Genomic DNA, 14,785 nt, shown 5'->3' with positions numbered 1-14,785 from the left:
AGCGAGGCGAGCTCAATGCGACAGATCGTATCGGAATCGCCACCGAGATGGTCGACTGAACGCCGCCCTCTCCGCGCCCTCAAGCCTCCTGTGAATGACGGATCACCACGAAGCCCTCTTCCTGTGCAGGTGCCACGAAGTGACGGGTGATCTGCTCGAAGGCTTCGTCGCTGGGCTGGAACGGGTGCTCGCCGCGCGCGTTGCGGGCATGCAGCCGCGCCTTGCAGATGGCGTCGGCAACATCGAGAAAATGCAGCTGGTGGGCAACACCGGCCGACTCGAACAGTTCGCGGCCCCATGCACGGGCGGCCCGCGTATTGAACGGAACGTCGAGCACGACCGAAACGCCGGCCTGCAGGATCGCGCATACATGCTGCGTCAGCGCTCCGCGCAGCGCGGCCGCGCGCTGCAGGTAATCGGCAACGGAGTGGATCTGGTCGGGATACAGCGCGGCCAGCCAGGCGTCCTCGCTGATCAGCACATGACGTGGCTGCGCCGCCAGCTGCTGCGACAGGGTGGATTTGCCGGCACCGATCTTGCCGCACACCAGGTGCAGGGTCGGCGCATTGTCGGTCGATGAAAGATGATGCATCTGCGTTCTCCTTGATGGATTCCAGTACCCGGGAGAGCGCCGCATGCAACCCGCCTTCCCGGGCGGGTTGCATGGCCGTGGCGACCGCGCGCTATCCCGCCTTCCCGTGGGGAATGCGGATAATCGACGCGATGCTGTGCAGGACCATGCCGCCAGCGTAGAGCGCAGCCTGGCCGGCGGGCAATCCCCTGCGGCAGTGCAGCGCGCGCAAGGTTTTGCGGGGATCTATGCTCGGCGCGATTCCCGCATGGAATGACCACGATGCGACCCTTGCTTCGATGCGCCCTCGCCCTCGGCCTTCTGCTGCCTGCGGCATCGCTGCTGGCTGCGCCCCCCACGGCACCACGCATGCTCAGCGGTGAGCTGCAGGGCGCACCCTGGCGCCTGGACGTGCCGGCTGACTGGAACGGCGACCTGGTGATGCTGGCGCACGGCTACGAGCCGGTGGGCGTGCCACGCACTACGCCGATGACCGCCAATGACAGCACCGCAACGCTGCTGTCCGCAGGCTACGCCGTCGCGCAGAGTGCCTACGCCAGCCAGGGCTGGGCAGTGGCCGATGCGATCACCGACATGGAGCGCCTGCGCCAGCACGCGCTGGGCGAACTCAAGCGCGTGCGCCACACCTGGCTGCTCGGATTCTCGATGGGCGGCGCGGTGACACTCGCCAGCCTCGAGCGCTTCCCGCAGCACTACACCGGCGGCGTCTCGCTGTGCGGTGCCAATCTCAGTGGCGAACAGATCGCCGCAGATCTGCTGACCACGCTGGTCGCCTTCGATTACTTTTTCCCCAACGCTGCAGGCCTGCCGGCCACCGGACTGGCTTCGGATGAAGCGGCCGTGCTGCCGCAGGGAGTGCTCTATCAGGGCATCGCCGACGCGCTGCAACGGAATCCCCAGCATGCCGACGTGCTCGCCAAGCGACTGCAGGTCGCTCCGGATGCACTGGCCGGGACAATCAGCCTGCACACGCTGGTCCTGCATGAACTGGCCACGCGCAGCGGCGGCATGCCGGCCGGCAACCTTGGTGTGGTGTACAGCGGATTCGGTGACGACGCAGCGTTCAATGCCGGCGTGCAGCGCATCGCTCCCGTGCCTGCGGCACAGGCCGATGTCCGCGCGAAGCTGGCACTGAGCGGCGCGTTGAAGCGACCGCTGGTGGTCCAGTTCAACAACAACGATCCCACCATCGTGCCGCACATGCAGGCGATGTATCCGCAGATGGCCGCACAGGGCGGCGCGCGACCACACCCGCGCGTGCTCCCGCCGGTGGGCGAAGGGCATTGTGGCTTCTCTGAAGCACAGGTTGTCGACGCCTTGAAGGCAATCCAGCGTTGAGCTCAACGTGTCGCAGCGCATCAGGGGCGCACCATAAGGACTGCTATGGTGGCCGGGCCCATTGACGGGCACACAAAGGACTGACGTGATGATCAAGACGACCTTGAAGACCGTGATGTTCCTTGGCATGGTCGTGACCGGGCTGGCCTTCGCCGCGGGCCCCTGTGAATTCTGCAGCCAGCAGTACGAATATTGTCTGCGCGCAACCTCAGGCCCACTGGCCAAGACACCCGCAGAATGCCTGGCCCAGTACAAGATGTGCCGCGAAATGGATTGCCAGTCCTCCTGACCGGCATCCGGCCGGCTCCTGCGGGAGCCGGCTCAGCCGGCCACGCTGCCAAACGCTTACGATGCAGGGACCCGCGCAGCATCTGCCGCCTCCCCTCCTTGCTGACACAACGCATACGATGGCCTTCTTCGAACGACTGAGCGACACCCGCTACCTGCCGACCGAACACACGGGCGGCGCCTGGAACATCCGCGAACAACACATCGCACCTGCGATCGGGCTGCTGGCGCACCACCTGGAACGTGACGCCGCAGCGCGTGGGCACGGTTTTCTGATCGCGCGCCTGTCCTACGACATCCTCGGCACCATTCCGATCGAAGCGATGGAGGCCCACGTACAGGTGCTGCGCGGTGGTCGCACCATCGAACTGGTCGAAGCCACGCTGCGCCATGACGATCGCCCGGCGCTGCGCGTGCGTGCATGGCTGATGCGCCCGAACGATACGCAGGCCATCGCCGGCACGCCGATCACCGGCATTGCTCCGCCGGAATCAATGCCCGCGTGGGACCCAGGTACGGTCTGGCCAGGTGGTTTCATCAAGAGCGTGGAGATCCGCCGACATGATCAGGGGACCGGCCGTGCCACCTACTGGGCGCGCGCGAAGCACGGGCTGCTGGACGGCGAGCCGGTCAGTCCGCTGGCCCGTGCCGCCACCCTGTTCGATCTGTCCAATGGCATGGCCGTGCGCGCCGATCCGAAGGAGGTCGCCTTCCCCAACCTCGATCTGACCGCGCACCTGTTCGGCATGCCCGAAGGCGAGTGGCTGGGCTTCGACACGTCGGTGTCGTTTGGCCACCAGGGTCTCGGCTTGACCAGCACCGTGCTGCACGATGCGCGCGGTCCGATCGGCATGCTCGGCCAGGCACTGACCGTACGCCCGTAATCCCCAAAAGGGCGGCGTCAGCCGCCCAGCGTACCCATGGTGAAGGTGTAGCCGGAGCTCATCAGGAATTCGCGCATGCGCATCTCCGCGCGCCGCGGTGAGGCCAGGTTGGCCGGTGCATACAGCGCGTAGACCACGCCCGCGCCTTCGATGGCTTCACGCCGCACGCCACAGTGGCGAGTCTCCGAAGCAATCACCCATCCATCCTTCAGCCGATCCGGTCCGATCGACTGGCCGTTCATCAGCCGGAACGTCAGCCAACGTACTTCCACAGAAGATTTGCTCATTGCCGGCATACCGCCAGCGTGCCGCGATCGTTCATGTCCTTGCTCGCCATTGCAGCTCCCTAAGACTTGGAACTCGACCATAGCGCCTTGCCATGTCGTGGGCGAATGAGACGGGAGGGGCCCTATGTCGCCAGGCCGAACCGCGTCCACAGCGCTTCGCGCCCCGGCTGCGTCAGGCGCAGTTCGCGTCGACCCTCAACCCGCCGAAGCCAATCGTTCTTCACGAAGCTGTCCAGCATCGCCTCGCCGACCAGCCCGGCCAGATGCGGGCGCCGCTCGGTGCAGTCCAGGCATCCTCGGCAGTAGCGCGCAGGCTTGACCGTCACGGGAAGCCGCAGCAGCTCTGCCAGCGGCTGGCCGAGCTCCTGCAGGAACGCTGCGCCCTCCACACTCACCTGCCAATGCGCCTGGTGCGGGACCAGGTGCCCTGCCTGCAACAAGCGGTCGGTGATCGCCACCGCATGCACACCGGCCAGATGCCGGTAGCAGGAACGCGCCTGGCGCAACGCCGGCATGCTGCGTGATGCCTCAGCGGTGCAGGACGGCGTGCGGTCCGCAACGCGCAGGATGCCCTCCAGCATGTCGGCGACTTCGTGCGAGGCCAGCCGGTGATAGCGATGGCGCCCCTGCGCGACAGCGACCAGCAGGTCGCCCTCGACCAGCCTGCGCAGATGCGTGCTCGCCGTCTGCGGTGTTACCCCAGCCACGCGTGCCAGCTCCGTCGCGGTATACGCACGCCCATCCATCAACTGCAGCAGCATGGATGCGCGCGCCTGGTCACCAACCAGGGCACCGACGCTGACAAGGGAACCGGAGGTGTGGACCATGCCCGCATTGTGGCACGCCGTTGCAGGCCGACAGTTCGATGCAGGCCGAAGCGTCGGCACCCGCTGCCACGGCACAGTGGTCCCCCCGATAGTGCAAGGCCTGCCATGAATTCCGCTCCGATTCCCCGCCGCTGCATCACCCCTTCGGTCCTGTACCCGGGCACGCCTGTGTTGCTGATGACCACGCTGAACGACGACGGCAGCAGCAGCAACATCAGTCCGTTGTCTTCGTTCTGGGCCCTGGGCAACCGGGTAGTGCTGGGCCTCGGCGTGCAGGGTCAGGGCTATCGCAACCTGCAGCTGCGCAACGAGTGCGTACTGAACTTCCCATCCTCCGCGCAGGCCGCACAGGTCGAGGCCATCGCGCGCGCGACAGGCTGCCACCCGGTACCCACTGCCAAACAGGCGATGGGCTACGTGCACGTCCGCGACAAGTTCGCGCTGGGGGGCTTCAGTGCGGTCGCCTCGACGCACGTCGCACCAGAGGCGATTGCCGAGTGCCCGCTGCAGGTGGAAGTCAGCGTGATGGCGATGCACCCGCCCGGCGAGGATGACGGTCAGGGCTTCGTGATCGTCGAAGGACGGATCCGTTGCGTGCATGCGCACGAAGCGATCACCGTGGCTGGCACCCAGCACATCGATGTCGCCCACTGGAAACCGTTGATCTATCTGTTCCGCCACTACCTGAGCGTGGGTGAACCAGTCGGGCGCAACTTCCGCGCGCAGACGCCGGTCCACGATCCGGCGTAGAGCGGGTGATTCAAGGTGCCGGCGATGGTCGGTGACTGGTCACTGAAATCCAGTACGACACCATGTTCACATAGCGGCCGTCGCGCTTCACCGCGCGCGGCTCGACGCCGGATTCGGTGAAACCCAGCGATTCATACAGCGCGCGCGCGGCGGCGTTGTCCGCCAGTACCGTGAGAGTTAGCGATTCGATGCCTTCCGCGCGCGCAGCCGCGAACGCGGCAAGAAGAAGCTGACGGGCGACACCCTGGCCTCGATGGCCAGCACCCACATGGACACTGTGCACTTCCGCCGTATGCCGTCGCGCCATCCGCACCGGGCGTACGTAACGCAGGAAGCCCACCAGCATGCCGTCAACGAACGTGCCGAAGTAGCGCGTGCCGGGATCGGCAAGCTGGGCGCGCATCACGTCCGCCGAGTCATCCTGCGCCTCGGCCAGCGTGGACAGGAACGCCGCGGGCGACTCGCGAAGGGCCTGCAACCGTGCTTGCCAGAGAATATCGGCGTCGTCAGCGCTGAGTTGCCGGAGAAGCATGCGACACACCTGTGAGGATGCTGATGCACAGGTGCCCAGCCTAGCGCGGGTTCGCCTGATACGGTGTGCATGCAAGAATGAAGACGGCTCCTTCTTCATTCTCTGCCATGACTGAACTTCAGATTCCCCGCGTTGGATGCGGCGCCGTCGTCCGTGATGCCGACGGCCGCATCCTGCTGATCCAGCGCGGACGCGATCCGGAGCGCGGGCACTGGGGCCTGCCCGGCGGCAAAGTCGACTGGATGGAAACGGTGGAGGCTGCCGTGGTCCGCGAAACTCGCGAGGAGACGGCGTTGGAAGTGACGCTGCTGCGCCTGCTGTGCGTGGCCGATCATTTCGAGCCGACACTTGCGCAGCACTGGGTTGCGCCGATCTTCGAGGCTCGGGCACCTGCCGGTGCCGAGGCCTCCATCCAGGAGCCGGGTGTGCAGACCGGCCTGGGCTGGTTCGCGCTGGATGCGCTGCCCCAGCCACTGACCCAGGCCACGGTGCAGGCGCTGGCCAGGCTGTAGCGGATATCGATCCGGACGCAGGTTAGCTGGCATCCAGGCAAACAAAAAAGCCCTGACCGGAGTCAGGGCTTTTCAATTGGAGGCCTCAAGCGGAATCGAACCGCTGTAAACGGATTTGCAATCCGGTGCATAGCCACTCTGCCATGAGGCCAACGTACTGCGCGCCAGGAACGGAGCCCTGACAAGACAAAACCCCATGATGGGGCCTGTCGGAACATGGAGCGGGAAACGAGACTCGAACTCGCGACCTCAACCTTGGCAAGGTTGCGCTCTACCAACTGAGCTATTCCCGCATAAGCCGCCATGGTACCGGAAATCCGGAACACACACCAGCGATTTCACTTTTCTGACTGCGCGTAAAGCCTTGTGGCCCAACGTGCCCCGCCTTGCCGTGGCGGGAGAAAAACAAGGCCCCTACCGGGGCCCTGTAGAATCTGGAGCGGGAAACGAGACTCGAACTCGCGACCTCAACCTTGGCAAGGTTGCGCTCTACCAACTGAGCTATTCCCGCAGATTCCGTTCGACCTGCGTCGAAGGAGCGCTATTGTGTCCAAATTCCTTCACGCCGTCAACAGTCTTCACACGATGCGGTCATGGGCGTCCGCACTGGGGTACGCTGCCCCGCCCAGCCCTGTGCGCCCATGTTCCTTCGCGGCAAGCCCCTGTTGATCGCCCTGCTGCTGCATCTGGTAGTAGCGCTGCTGTACTGGGCACTGATTCCGCTGGGAATGAACTGGTATCGCGACAATTTCGGCTTCACCTCGCATCGCGACATCGGCCTTGGCATCGCCCAGTTCTATCTGTTCCATATGTTCCTCGGCGCCCAGCCACTGATTGCGGTGCTGCGGCCGCTGTTCGCCAAACTGTTGGTGCTGGCGGTTCCGCTGACGTTCGCGACCTGGACGCTGATGCACAACCACCCGCTGCGCCTGCTGTACTTCACTGTCGGGCCTGGCCTGCTGGCGCTGGCCGCGATCGCCACATCGGTGTGCTATGCATCACGCAGCCGCCTGCCCGCTACCATGGACACCGCCGATGCCTAGACGTTACATCCGCCTGTTCTGGTTGCTGGTCGCGCTGACCTGGCTGGCGCTGATCGTCGCGCTGGTCAATGCCGGCTTCACCCCGGACTACTGGTTGCTGCACCGCCTGGAAGGCGCCGAGCTGCCCTACCCGACCAGCACTGTCATCGTGTTCGCGTTGCTGGGCACGGTTGAACTGGTCGTGGCCGCCTTGATCGTGCGACCGTGGAAATTGAAGCGGCTGTGGCTGCGCCTGTTGATTGCCTTCGTTCTGCTGTTGGCGTGGTCGGTACCGTGGATGCTGTCGGCCATGCATCAGCCGCCGGTGCACGGCATGCATCTGCTGTGGTTGCTGCTGCTGGACGTGGGACTGCTGCTGGCGCTGTGCGTGGTGTCGCTGGTCAGCGTCCTGGGACGCATTTCCGGCAGGAAGAAGACCCCGACTGCGGTTCCTTAAGGCGCTGGATCCGAGGGCTTCACCGCTTCATTTTCGGATCTCTTGCATGGATTGCGGCAGGCCGATGCAGGAAGTTGAGGATCCGCCAGCGACGAACGCCTGCATCGTGCCCCTGCCCATCGCATTCCGTGCTCCCCCTTCCTTCTGGCTGCTGGCATCACTCATCTGGCTGCTGCTGGTTGCCGCACTCATCCATGCCGGCTTCAAGCCAGACTACTGGCAACTGCGTCACACCGAGTCCGGGACACTGCCCTATCCCATCGGCTCGGTGATCACGTTCGCGCTGATCGTCCTCGTGGAAATGACAGCGCTGGGCCTGGCTGTGCAGCCATGGCGGTTCCGCCGCCTGTGGCTGCGGATCCTGATCAGCCTCATTCCATGGCTGGGGTGGAACGTCCTATGGGGCTTGGCTGCCATGCATCAATCCCCCGTGCGCGACGTCCACTCGAACTGGCTGCTCGGCATGAGCGCCCTCCTGCTGCTTGCACTGCTCGTGGTTGTGCCGGCCTCGCTTTGGCCTAGCCTGCGACGTTGGCTCGGGAACTGAGGCCCGCGCCCTACTTCCGGAACTCCACCCGCACATGCTGGCCGAAGCGCGCCTTGGCCGCGCCGTCGAACTCCAGCACACACTCCACCACCTTGGCCACGCCGCGCCCGGCATCTTCAGGCAGGCGCGCCTGCGCGAACACCGGACTGATGCGCACCACGCGCGCGGGTGGCAGTGAGCCGGTGTTCTCGGCGCCATCGCTGTCCGGCACGACGGTGGCCTTCATGCCCACCTGTACGGCATCGGCATAGGCGGCGCTCAGTTCTGCACGCACCTGCAGCGGGCGGGCCGGCAGCAGCGAGATCGCCGGCTTGCCAGCCTGCACGAATGCACCGAGGCCCGGCACCTGGCCGACCACGGTGCCGGCTTCCGGCGCGCTCAGCGACATCTGCTGCAGTTTCAGTCTGGCGTGTTCCAGCTTGTGCTGGGCCATGTCGACCTGCGCACCGGCCACATCGACATCGGCGCGCACACCTGCCAGCTGCTGCTTGGCCGCATCGGCCTGCTGGTTGGACGACACGCCTTCGCTGGCGCCGGTGGACAGACGGGTGGCGTTGCGCTCCAGTTCGCGCAGCTGCGCCTGGCTGCCCTTCAGACGGTCATTGGCCAAGGCGAGATCGGCAGTGGCCATCGCCACCTCCTGCTGCAACAGGGCGCCATCCAGCGACAGCAGCAGCTGTCCCTTCTTCACCGTGGCGCCCTCCTTCACCGGCGCGGCAGTGATCGAGCCATCCACCGGCGGCGCCAGCGCGATCAGGCCCCCCTCGACGTCGATGATGCCGCGCGCCACCGCGACCTTGCCGGCGGTGGCAGTGCCGGCTTTACCTGCAGGTGCTTGGGCAGGCGCGTCCTTGGAACAGGCGCCGAGCAGCAGCGCCGCGGACAGTACCAGGCTGAATGGAAGCAGGTGCAACGTCTTGGTCATGGGGCGGACTCTACAGTTTCGTTCTGGCGGCGGTCATCACGGACCATGCCGTCTTCCATGGCGATCACCCGATCGGCATGCCGGATCAGGCGCGGATCGTGGCTCACGCACAGCACGGTGGCGCCATGCGCACGTGCGTAGCGATGCAGGATGTCGATCACGCGCTGGCCGTTCTCGGCATCCAGCGCGCTGGTCGGTTCGTCGGCGAAGATCAGCGTCGGCGACTTGGCGAAGGCGCGCGCAACGGCCACGCGCTGCTTCTCACCACCGGACAGCTGCGCCGGTCGCATGTGGCTGCGGTGGCTGAGACCCACCTCGTCCAATGCCTTGCGGGCCAGCGGTTCGCTTTCGCGATTGCTCATGCCGCGATAGCCCAGCGGCAGCTGCACCTGTTCCAGTGCGGTCAGTGCCGGGAACAGATTGAAGCCCTGGAACACGAAGCCGACATGGTGCAGGCGGAAGCGCTCCACTTCGCTGCGCGTCATGTGGCCCACATCCTGCCCGAGCGCGTGCACGCGGCCGCCATCGGGCGCAGACAACCCAGACAGCAACGACAGCAGCGTGCTCTTGCCGCAACCGGATGGGCCCGATACCAGGGTCAGTTCACCGGGATAGATGTCCAGTGACAGGCCACGCAGCACCGGCACCTGCACGTCGCCGGACATGAAACCCTTTTCCAGTGCGTCGGCCTGCAGGGTCGGGGCGACGGCGCGTATGGAAGTCATCGGCCGGTCCTCAACGCAGCAGCAACGATGGATCGGAGCGGACGACACTGCGTACCGCCATGATGCTCGACAGCATGGCCATCACCGCGACCAGCGCCACGCAACCGATGATCACCATCGGTGTCAGCTGCACCGGCACGCGCTGGGTCTGTGCGATCAACAACACCACGGTGCTGAACGCCGCCGCCAGCAACATGCCCACGCCGCCGATCAGCAGCGCCTGCTCGAACACCACCCGCGCCAGCGCATAGCGACCGGCACCAAGTGCATTGAGCGTGGCGTACTCGCGTACCGAACCGGCCACCACCGAAGCAAACGACTGGTTGGTGATCACCGCGCCGACGAAGCAGACGATGACCGCCATGAACAACACTGCGATGCCGGCACCGGTATCGAACAGCCAGTATTGCTGCGAGCGGCTGGCGAACTCCGGTGCCGTCCAGAACTCGACCGGCGTGGCCTGCCCCATCGACGTGGCCAGGCGGTCGCGCACACGGTCGGCCAGGTCCGGCGAACGCAGGCCCGCCACGAAATAGGTACTGCCCTCGTGCGGATCGGTACCCGCGATGGCGCGCGCGGTATCCAGCGAGGCCAGCACGTTGACGCCACCAAGGCCACGCAGGCCCGGTTGTGCCGCGACCACGCGCACCGCCTTGCCATTGATCCACGCACGGTTGTTCTGCAGGCCCACGCCCAGCGTATCCAGATCGGCGCTATCGACGATCACCGCACCGGGTTCGCGCAGCTGCGCGCGCAGGTCGGCGGGCAGGATACGCGCGAACATCATCGCGTCGCCTTGGGTGGAGATGCCGGACAGATACACAGACACGTTACCGGTACCCTGCGCGCTGGAGCGCCATTCGCCATCGACCCACTCGTAGGGTTCGACGCGGGTGACATCCGGGTCCATGCGCAGGTGGCTTTCCACATCCGCACTGATTGCATGGCCGTAGTTCACGCTCTGGGTGCCGGGGAAACCGGCCCAGATATCAGCCGACGATGCCTTCACGTAGATCGCGGCGGTACCGAAGATACCCAGCACCAGCGCCGCCTGCACGATCAGCAGCACGCCAGCGAAGCACATCGCCAGCACTACCGGCAGGAACCGGCGCCACTCATAGGCCAGGGTCTTGCGGGCCAGCGCGATCATTGCTGTTCGCCCTCACCCTCAGCCGGCAGCGGTGCACCGCCAAGCGCGCGGTACAGCGAAGCAAAAGCGAGCACGCGTGCGCCCTGCGCACCGATCAGATCAGCCTGCGAGGCAAGCGCGGCACGCTGCGTGTCCAGTCCATCGAACTCGCTGGACAAACCCAGCTGCACCTGCCGTGCCTGGCGCTTGAGCTGCTGGCCGGCGGCATCATTGGACGCACGCAGCGACTGGATGCTGCTGTCCTGGCGTGCAAGGCTGCCGAGTGCGCCTTCCACCTCACTCACGCCTTCCAGTACCGCTTTGCGATAACCGAGCAACGCGGCATCCAACTGCTTTTCATCGGCATTGAAGCGCGCACGACGCTGGCCCCAATCCCACAGCGGGATATCGACGTACGGGCCGATCGACGGACTGGAATCGGAGTTGGAGCGGGCGTTCTGGGTGAGGTTGTACGCGTACAGGATGGAGCCACCAAGACTGACCCGCGGATACATCGCGGCACGTGCGGAGCCCTTGCTGGCCGCGGCCTGCATCACTTCAGATTCGGCCAACAGAATCTGCGGACGGTGGCGCAGCAGATCGGCCGGTACCTGCTGCAGGGAGAACGTGCCCAGCTTCGGCGGCGCGCGATAGGTGCGCCAAGCTGGATCCGGGCCATCGCGGCCCAGCAGCAATGCCAGCGCGCGGGCCGCGTTGTCAGCGTTTTCCCGGGCCTGTGCGATGGCGGCGCGGGTCGCGGCCTGGCGTGCACGCAGGCGATCCAGTTCGCCGGGCTCATCCAGGCGCAGGCGCTGACGGACCAGGGCCAGTTGTTCGCCGCGGTCATCCACGGCCTGCTGCCGGGCCAGCAGGTCCTGCTGGGCCTGTGCCACGGTCAGGTCCAGATAGCTGCGCACCACGTCGGCAATCACCGCCACCTGCGCGGCATTGCGCAGCGCCTCGGCATTGCCGGCCGAAGCCTGCGCGCTCAACTGCGCGCTCTCGGCGGCACCGAACAGGCCCAGGTCCCAGATCGCTTCGATGCCGGCATGGAAGTAGGTATCGACGGCGGCGGCGTCCTGCACCTGCTTGGCGCTGGCCGAGATCTCCGGCAGGAAACGCGAGTCGGAAGTGCCGGCGACGATCCGAACGGCCTGCAGGCGCAGCGTAGCCTGCTGCAGGTCCAGATTGCCGGCGATGGCCTGGTCGACCAGGCCATCCAGTGCCGGGTCGGACAGCACTTTCCACCACTGTCTGGCATCCACTGCCACGCCCTGGCCCTGCGGCACCTGGGTCCAGGTGCTGGGCGTGCGGTCAGGCAGGTCCGGAACAGGCACCGACATGCAACCGGCCAGGGCCAGGGTTGCCAACAACGCACCAGGGCGCAGCACTGCATGCAGGGTGAGTCCGCGCCCGGTCCTGGGCACTGCCACTGAAGTGATACGCCTGACCACCAGCCCGCCAACGTGTAGAAGGAGCATGAAGGCTACCGTGCGATTGTGGAGCGAACATGGAGAAATCGTCCGAAAAAGGTCACAGCACGCGTGCGGTTCAGGCAACGCCGACCCAGTCTTTCACTACGCTTTCAATGCGTTCCCGGCACGGAACACTGGACGACTTTCACAGCGTATTGCACATTGCGGCATTGTCTTGCTTCGATGCTGCCCGACCGTGAAACGCCCCCGCCGCTGGCTGCTGATTGGCTCGATCACGACAGAGACTGTCGGTGTGATCGTGCTCGTCCTGACCACCCCACTGGTCTCGAACGCCACGCTGCTACTGATGGAGCGCAGCAACTTCATTCCCGCCGAATCCTCGATCTTCACGTTCGAGCCGTATGCCATCAACCAGGGCTCGTCGAACTACTGGTTGTACGGGAAGGACCGGACCTACTACTACCACTTCACCTACGAAGATGACGCTCCCTACGTCTACATCCCGCAGGACAACCGCTGCCCCGGTTTCCACCGGCAGGATGCCCGGATCTGGTGCAGCGCCCTGCCCGGCAAGGCACGCTAGCGCGGCGGTGGTGCAACCGGTGTGACAAACGAAAAACGCCCCCTTGCGGGAGCGTTCTTCTTGCATCTGGAGCGGGAAACGAGACTCGAACTCGCGACCTCAACCTTGGCAAGGTTGCGCTCTACCAACTGAGCTATTCCCGCAGATTCCGTTCGACCTGCGTCGAAGGAGCGCTATTGTGTCGATATTGCTGCACGGCGTCAACAGGAATTTTCGCGTGCATTGTGGGGCGGCGTTCAGGCCCCTGCGCCCGGGCCTCAGGTCCGCAGGCCAGGCCGGACTTGCCGCAGCAGAGCCACGTTCTCGTTGATACGCCCTTGGATCATGCTCAGGGTGTCTTGAGCAATAACGCTTGAATACATGCCGTTGGCGATTTCGGTGAATTGGCTGGCCACCTCGCAGATGCTGTCAATCGCCAGACTGGCGTCACCCTGCTGCACTTCTGCTTCCTCGGCAAGCCGAAGCATGTCAGCACGGGAAATCGCCAGTGCCTCCCCCATGACGTCCATCTGGTGATATCCGTTGGGTCCTTCGCAGAAGGTCACGTCGTAGGCCGGGGCCAAGCGCCATTGCCCATCCGGCGACATGATGTAGGCAAAATTCTTCGGATGGTCGTCCCGGTTGTTGAAGGCGACGTTGAAGACCGCACGCTCGAAGGCCACGACCATTTGCCGCACGTCATTGGTACACAGCTGGGTCGCGCGCAGGAAGTTGACATAGTCCAAGGACCCCGCCGTCTGGTAGTTGGCGCCCGTGAATGCGGCAAGACTCTGCATGGGTACACGCAACCCATCGTGGCGATCAAAGCGCTTGCTGGCGAACGCGGCCAGCCCATTGGGCAGGCTGAAGTACTGCGTGTCCGGGGTCTCGATGCCGCACCTGCGCAAGCACTCGGCGTAGACCATTTCAATGGCGCACACCTCGGCATGCTCTTCTCTGGCCGGGAACTTGACCAGCCAGGCTTCGAACTCTGGCGCGGTAGCCGTGGTGAACCCACCGAACTGCGGATCGCGATAGACAAGTGCCTTGGGCCTTGCACCTTGGGGTGAGCCGCCCACCAGCAGCAAGGTCTGCAGAAATTCGCCACCTTCTCCCCGGAGCACCTCCTGCACTTCAGCGGCAAGCTGCTCCAGCGGGACGTGGACCTGCGGCGCCTCGCCCTCGGGTGCCACAGGTTCAAACGTCATGGCCCCCATCGCGTTGCCACCGATGCAGGCCAAACGCTGGAGCAGGCCGATGCGTGCTGTGCTGATCCTTCGGCGCCTGAACATGCGGTCCATCAGCAGCATGCCCCAGCCGTCTGGCAAGGCGTCATACACGGGCCCGGGCAGTTGCAGTTGATGGTCCGGAAAATCCCGCCGCAACGGAGGGCCGGCCAGCGGCAGCTTGTACGAAGACAGCTCCAGCCCCCTTTGCCTGGCCTCGTTGCTGTACTCGAACGCGATCAGCGGGCGACCGGTCAGGGCGGTGGTGGAGACCAGCGTTCCCCAGAGCCATCGCTCTCCCCACCCCTCGTAGAAGACATTCACTTGCTCAGGCATTGCGGGGCTTCCTCTTCGTCCGGAGGCGATTCGCGGCCTCTTCGTAGCGCCGAATGTCTTCGATGCTGTCCAGCTTTGGCTGGAACAGGCCTTCGAGCTCGTTGATCCGACCAAGGACCATCGCCACGCGGACCACCGCCTCGAAGCCAACATTGCGCCCGGCCTCCAGGTTGGACACGGTGTTGGTCCCGATGCCGGCACGCCCGGCCAGATCCGACTGTGTCATGCCCAACGCCATGCGCTCTATGCGCAAGCGCTCGCAGAGTCGCTTGACGACCTCGCCGGGCTTGCTGAAGCCCAAATCCAACATAGCGCTCACCACCCTCTTCCCATTCCAGTTGGCACCCAAATTATAGAATCGGCACCACCGCTGTTCAATGAATTTAATTCCCTAATTTTGTGGCTTATAT

Annotated in this window: 19 protein-coding genes and 4 tRNA genes; 9 read left to right on the top strand and 14 right to left on the bottom strand. The window is 65.0% G+C overall.

All coding sequences use genetic code 11. The features are described from left to right. Positions 1-79: 79 nt before the first annotated feature. Positions 80-592, bottom strand: a complete 513-nt coding sequence (locus tag ACSYAO_RS07365) for an AAA family ATPase (protein WP_107432313.1) — start codon at positions 590-592, stop codon at positions 80-82. 261 nt (positions 593-853) lie between these two features. On the opposite strand from ACSYAO_RS07365, the gene ACSYAO_RS07360 reads away from it, so the two are divergent. The 3 genes from ACSYAO_RS07360 (at position 854) to ACSYAO_RS07350 (ending at position 3,102) form a co-directional block, all read left to right on the top strand. Next, on the top strand, positions 854-1,930 hold the full coding sequence (locus tag ACSYAO_RS07360; RefSeq protein WP_197655525.1) for an alpha/beta hydrolase family protein: 1,077 nt from the start codon (positions 854-856) through the stop codon (positions 1,928-1,930). Between the two features lie 88 nt (positions 1,931-2,018). After that, entirely contained in the window at positions 2,019-2,219 is a 201-nt protein-coding gene (locus ACSYAO_RS07355) for a hypothetical protein (RefSeq protein WP_197655526.1), read from the top strand. A gap of 118 nt (positions 2,220-2,337) precedes the next feature. Next, the gene (locus ACSYAO_RS07350) at positions 2,338-3,102 is read left to right on the top strand and encodes a thioesterase family protein (protein ID WP_134950610.1); all 765 of its coding nucleotides are present in this window, start codon (positions 2,338-2,340) and stop codon (positions 3,100-3,102) included. A 17-nt stretch (positions 3,103-3,119) separates the two neighbouring features. Here the strand turns inward: ACSYAO_RS07350 and ACSYAO_RS07345 are convergent, their stop codons facing one another. Both ACSYAO_RS07345 and ACSYAO_RS07340 read right to left on the bottom strand, forming a co-directional pair. Continuing rightward, positions 3,120-3,389, bottom strand: a complete 270-nt coding sequence (locus ACSYAO_RS07345; RefSeq protein WP_032128923.1) for a hypothetical protein — start codon at positions 3,387-3,389, stop codon at positions 3,120-3,122. Between the two features lie 122 nt (positions 3,390-3,511). Beyond that, the gene (locus tag ACSYAO_RS07340; RefSeq protein ID WP_049399948.1) at positions 3,512-4,216 is read right to left on the bottom strand and encodes an ArsR/SmtB family transcription factor; all 705 of its coding nucleotides are present in this window, start codon (positions 4,214-4,216) and stop codon (positions 3,512-3,514) included. 105 nt (positions 4,217-4,321) lie between these two features. Here ACSYAO_RS07340 and ACSYAO_RS07335 point away from each other — a divergent pair, with 105 nt between their 5' ends. Further along, on the top strand, positions 4,322-4,966 hold the full coding sequence (locus ACSYAO_RS07335) for a flavin reductase (protein WP_197655527.1): 645 nt from the start codon (positions 4,322-4,324) through the stop codon (positions 4,964-4,966). Positions 4,967-4,976: 10 nt separating this feature from the next. Here the strand turns inward: ACSYAO_RS07335 and ACSYAO_RS07330 are convergent, their stop codons facing one another. Next, positions 4,977-5,498: a GNAT family N-acetyltransferase gene (locus tag ACSYAO_RS07330; protein ID WP_049461948.1), complete on the bottom strand. Its 522-nt coding sequence runs from the start codon at positions 5,496-5,498 to the stop codon at positions 4,977-4,979. A 107-nt stretch (positions 5,499-5,605) separates the two neighbouring features. On the opposite strand from ACSYAO_RS07330, the gene ACSYAO_RS07325 reads away from it, so the two are divergent. After that, positions 5,606-6,010 (top strand): NUDIX hydrolase, encoded by a 405-nt coding sequence (locus ACSYAO_RS07325; protein ID WP_032128919.1) that lies wholly within the window; start codon positions 5,606-5,608, stop codon positions 6,008-6,010. A 77-nt stretch (positions 6,011-6,087) separates the two neighbouring features. Here ACSYAO_RS07325 and ACSYAO_RS07320 read toward each other — a convergent pair. The 3 genes from ACSYAO_RS07320 to ACSYAO_RS07310 all read right to left on the bottom strand — a co-directional run bounded on the left by ACSYAO_RS07320 (position 6,088) and on the right by ACSYAO_RS07310 (position 6,521). Further along, positions 6,088-6,161 (bottom strand) — tRNA-Cys (locus tag ACSYAO_RS07320). 66 nt (positions 6,162-6,227) lie between these two features. Beyond that, a tRNA-Gly gene (locus ACSYAO_RS07315) sits at positions 6,228-6,303 on the bottom strand. Between the two features lie 142 nt (positions 6,304-6,445). After that, positions 6,446-6,521 (bottom strand) — tRNA-Gly (locus ACSYAO_RS07310). A gap of 130 nt (positions 6,522-6,651) precedes the next feature. Between ACSYAO_RS07310 and ACSYAO_RS07305 the strand changes: the two genes are divergently transcribed. From ACSYAO_RS07305 to ACSYAO_RS07295, 3 genes are all read left to right on the top strand, one after another. After that, on the top strand, positions 6,652-7,053 hold the full coding sequence (locus ACSYAO_RS07305) for a hypothetical protein (RefSeq protein ID WP_049463679.1): 402 nt from the start codon (positions 6,652-6,654) through the stop codon (positions 7,051-7,053). After that, positions 7,046-7,489 (top strand): hypothetical protein, encoded by a 444-nt coding sequence (locus ACSYAO_RS07300; protein WP_049463680.1) that lies wholly within the window; start codon positions 7,046-7,048, stop codon positions 7,487-7,489. Before ACSYAO_RS07305 ends, ACSYAO_RS07300 begins: the two co-directional genes overlap by 8 nt. 64 nt (positions 7,490-7,553) lie before the next feature. Then, positions 7,554-8,036 (top strand): hypothetical protein, encoded by a 483-nt coding sequence (locus ACSYAO_RS07295; protein WP_262220674.1) that lies wholly within the window; start codon positions 7,554-7,556, stop codon positions 8,034-8,036. A gap of 10 nt (positions 8,037-8,046) precedes the next feature. On the opposite strand, the gene ACSYAO_RS07290 is transcribed toward ACSYAO_RS07295, so the two are convergent. From ACSYAO_RS07290 to ACSYAO_RS07275, 4 genes are read right to left on the bottom strand one after another with little or no spacing between them, the layout of a single operon-like run. Beyond that, a complete protein-coding gene (locus ACSYAO_RS07290) occupies positions 8,047-8,961 on the bottom strand; it encodes an HlyD family secretion protein (RefSeq protein WP_134950608.1) in 915 nt (304 codons plus the stop codon). After that, positions 8,958-9,686 (bottom strand): ABC transporter ATP-binding protein, encoded by a 729-nt coding sequence (locus ACSYAO_RS07285; protein WP_032128913.1) that lies wholly within the window; start codon positions 9,684-9,686, stop codon positions 8,958-8,960. Before ACSYAO_RS07285 ends, ACSYAO_RS07290 begins: the two co-directional genes overlap by 4 nt. Positions 9,687-9,696: 10 nt before the next feature. After that, on the bottom strand, positions 9,697-10,836 hold the full coding sequence (locus ACSYAO_RS07280; RefSeq protein WP_197655528.1) for an ABC transporter permease: 1,140 nt from the start codon (positions 10,834-10,836) through the stop codon (positions 9,697-9,699). Then, entirely contained in the window at positions 10,833-12,296 is a 1,464-nt protein-coding gene (locus ACSYAO_RS07275) for an efflux transporter outer membrane subunit (RefSeq protein WP_134950606.1), read from the bottom strand. Before ACSYAO_RS07275 ends, ACSYAO_RS07280 begins: the two co-directional genes overlap by 4 nt. Before the next feature lie 190 nt (positions 12,297-12,486). Here ACSYAO_RS07275 and ACSYAO_RS07270 point away from each other — a divergent pair, with 190 nt between their 5' ends. Then, positions 12,487-12,834 carry a hypothetical protein gene (locus ACSYAO_RS07270; protein WP_262220673.1) on the top strand — a complete coding sequence of 116 codons (348 nt, stop codon included), beginning with the start codon at positions 12,487-12,489 and terminating at the stop codon, positions 12,832-12,834. Positions 12,835-12,901: 67 nt separating this feature from the next. Here ACSYAO_RS07270 and ACSYAO_RS07265 read toward each other — a convergent pair. The 3 genes from ACSYAO_RS07265 to ACSYAO_RS07255 form a co-directional block, all read right to left on the bottom strand. Then, positions 12,902-12,977, bottom strand: a tRNA-Gly gene (locus ACSYAO_RS07265). 114 nt (positions 12,978-13,091) lie between these two features. Next, positions 13,092-14,375, bottom strand: coding sequence for a type II toxin-antitoxin system HipA family toxin (locus ACSYAO_RS07260; protein ID WP_197655529.1), 1,284 nt, complete (start codon positions 14,373-14,375; stop codon positions 13,092-13,094). After that, the gene (locus tag ACSYAO_RS07255; RefSeq protein WP_049463689.1) at positions 14,368-14,685 is read right to left on the bottom strand and encodes a helix-turn-helix domain-containing protein; all 318 of its coding nucleotides are present in this window, start codon (positions 14,683-14,685) and stop codon (positions 14,368-14,370) included. Before ACSYAO_RS07255 ends, ACSYAO_RS07260 begins: the two co-directional genes overlap by 8 nt. Positions 14,686-14,785 lie beyond the last annotated feature (100 nt).

It is taken from the genome of Stenotrophomonas sp. STK16_22 (assembly GCF_051984505.1).
Classification (GTDB): domain Bacteria; phylum Pseudomonadota; class Gammaproteobacteria; order Xanthomonadales; family Xanthomonadaceae; genus Stenotrophomonas; species Stenotrophomonas maltophilia_A.
The sequence above is the reverse complement of the archived record's forward strand: the minus strand, read 5'-3'. Positions and strand labels throughout refer to the sequence as shown.

Coding starts and splice junctions, on each gene's coding strand:
- ACSYAO_RS07365 (WP_107432313.1), bottom strand. CDS start 592: ATGCATCATCTTTCATCGACCGACAATGCGCCGACCCTGCACCTGGTG.
- ACSYAO_RS07360 (WP_197655525.1), top strand. CDS start 854: ATGCGACCCTTGCTTCGATGCGCCCTCGCCCTCGGCCTTCTGCTGCCT.
- ACSYAO_RS07355 (WP_197655526.1), top strand. CDS start 2,019: ATGATCAAGACGACCTTGAAGACCGTGATGTTCCTTGGCATGGTCGTG.
- ACSYAO_RS07350 (WP_134950610.1), top strand. CDS start 2,338: ATGGCCTTCTTCGAACGACTGAGCGACACCCGCTACCTGCCGACCGAA.
- ACSYAO_RS07345 (WP_032128923.1), bottom strand. CDS start 3,389: ATGAGCAAATCTTCTGTGGAAGTACGTTGGCTGACGTTCCGGCTGATG.
- ACSYAO_RS07340 (WP_049399948.1), bottom strand. CDS start 4,216: ATGGTCCACACCTCCGGTTCCCTTGTCAGCGTCGGTGCCCTGGTTGGT.
- ACSYAO_RS07335 (WP_197655527.1), top strand. CDS start 4,322: ATGAATTCCGCTCCGATTCCCCGCCGCTGCATCACCCCTTCGGTCCTG.
- ACSYAO_RS07330 (WP_049461948.1), bottom strand. CDS start 5,498: ATGCTTCTCCGGCAACTCAGCGCTGACGACGCCGATATTCTCTGGCAA.
- ACSYAO_RS07325 (WP_032128919.1), top strand. CDS start 5,606: ATGACTGAACTTCAGATTCCCCGCGTTGGATGCGGCGCCGTCGTCCGT.
- ACSYAO_RS07305 (WP_049463679.1), top strand. CDS start 6,652: ATGTTCCTTCGCGGCAAGCCCCTGTTGATCGCCCTGCTGCTGCATCTG.
- ACSYAO_RS07300 (WP_049463680.1), top strand. CDS start 7,046: ATGCCTAGACGTTACATCCGCCTGTTCTGGTTGCTGGTCGCGCTGACC.
- ACSYAO_RS07295 (WP_262220674.1), top strand. CDS start 7,554: ATGCAGGAAGTTGAGGATCCGCCAGCGACGAACGCCTGCATCGTGCCC.
- ACSYAO_RS07290 (WP_134950608.1), bottom strand. CDS start 8,961: ATGACCAAGACGTTGCACCTGCTTCCATTCAGCCTGGTACTGTCCGCG.
- ACSYAO_RS07285 (WP_032128913.1), bottom strand. CDS start 9,686: ATGACTTCCATACGCGCCGTCGCCCCGACCCTGCAGGCCGACGCACTG.
- ACSYAO_RS07280 (WP_197655528.1), bottom strand. CDS start 10,836: ATGATCGCGCTGGCCCGCAAGACCCTGGCCTATGAGTGGCGCCGGTTC.
- ACSYAO_RS07275 (WP_134950606.1), bottom strand. CDS start 12,296: ATGCTCCTTCTACACGTTGGCGGGCTGGTGGTCAGGCGTATCACTTCA.
- ACSYAO_RS07260 (WP_197655529.1), bottom strand. CDS start 14,375: ATGCCTGAGCAAGTGAATGTCTTCTACGAGGGGTGGGGAGAGCGATGG.
- ACSYAO_RS07255 (WP_049463689.1), bottom strand. CDS start 14,685: ATGTTGGATTTGGGCTTCAGCAAGCCCGGCGAGGTCGTCAAGCGACTC.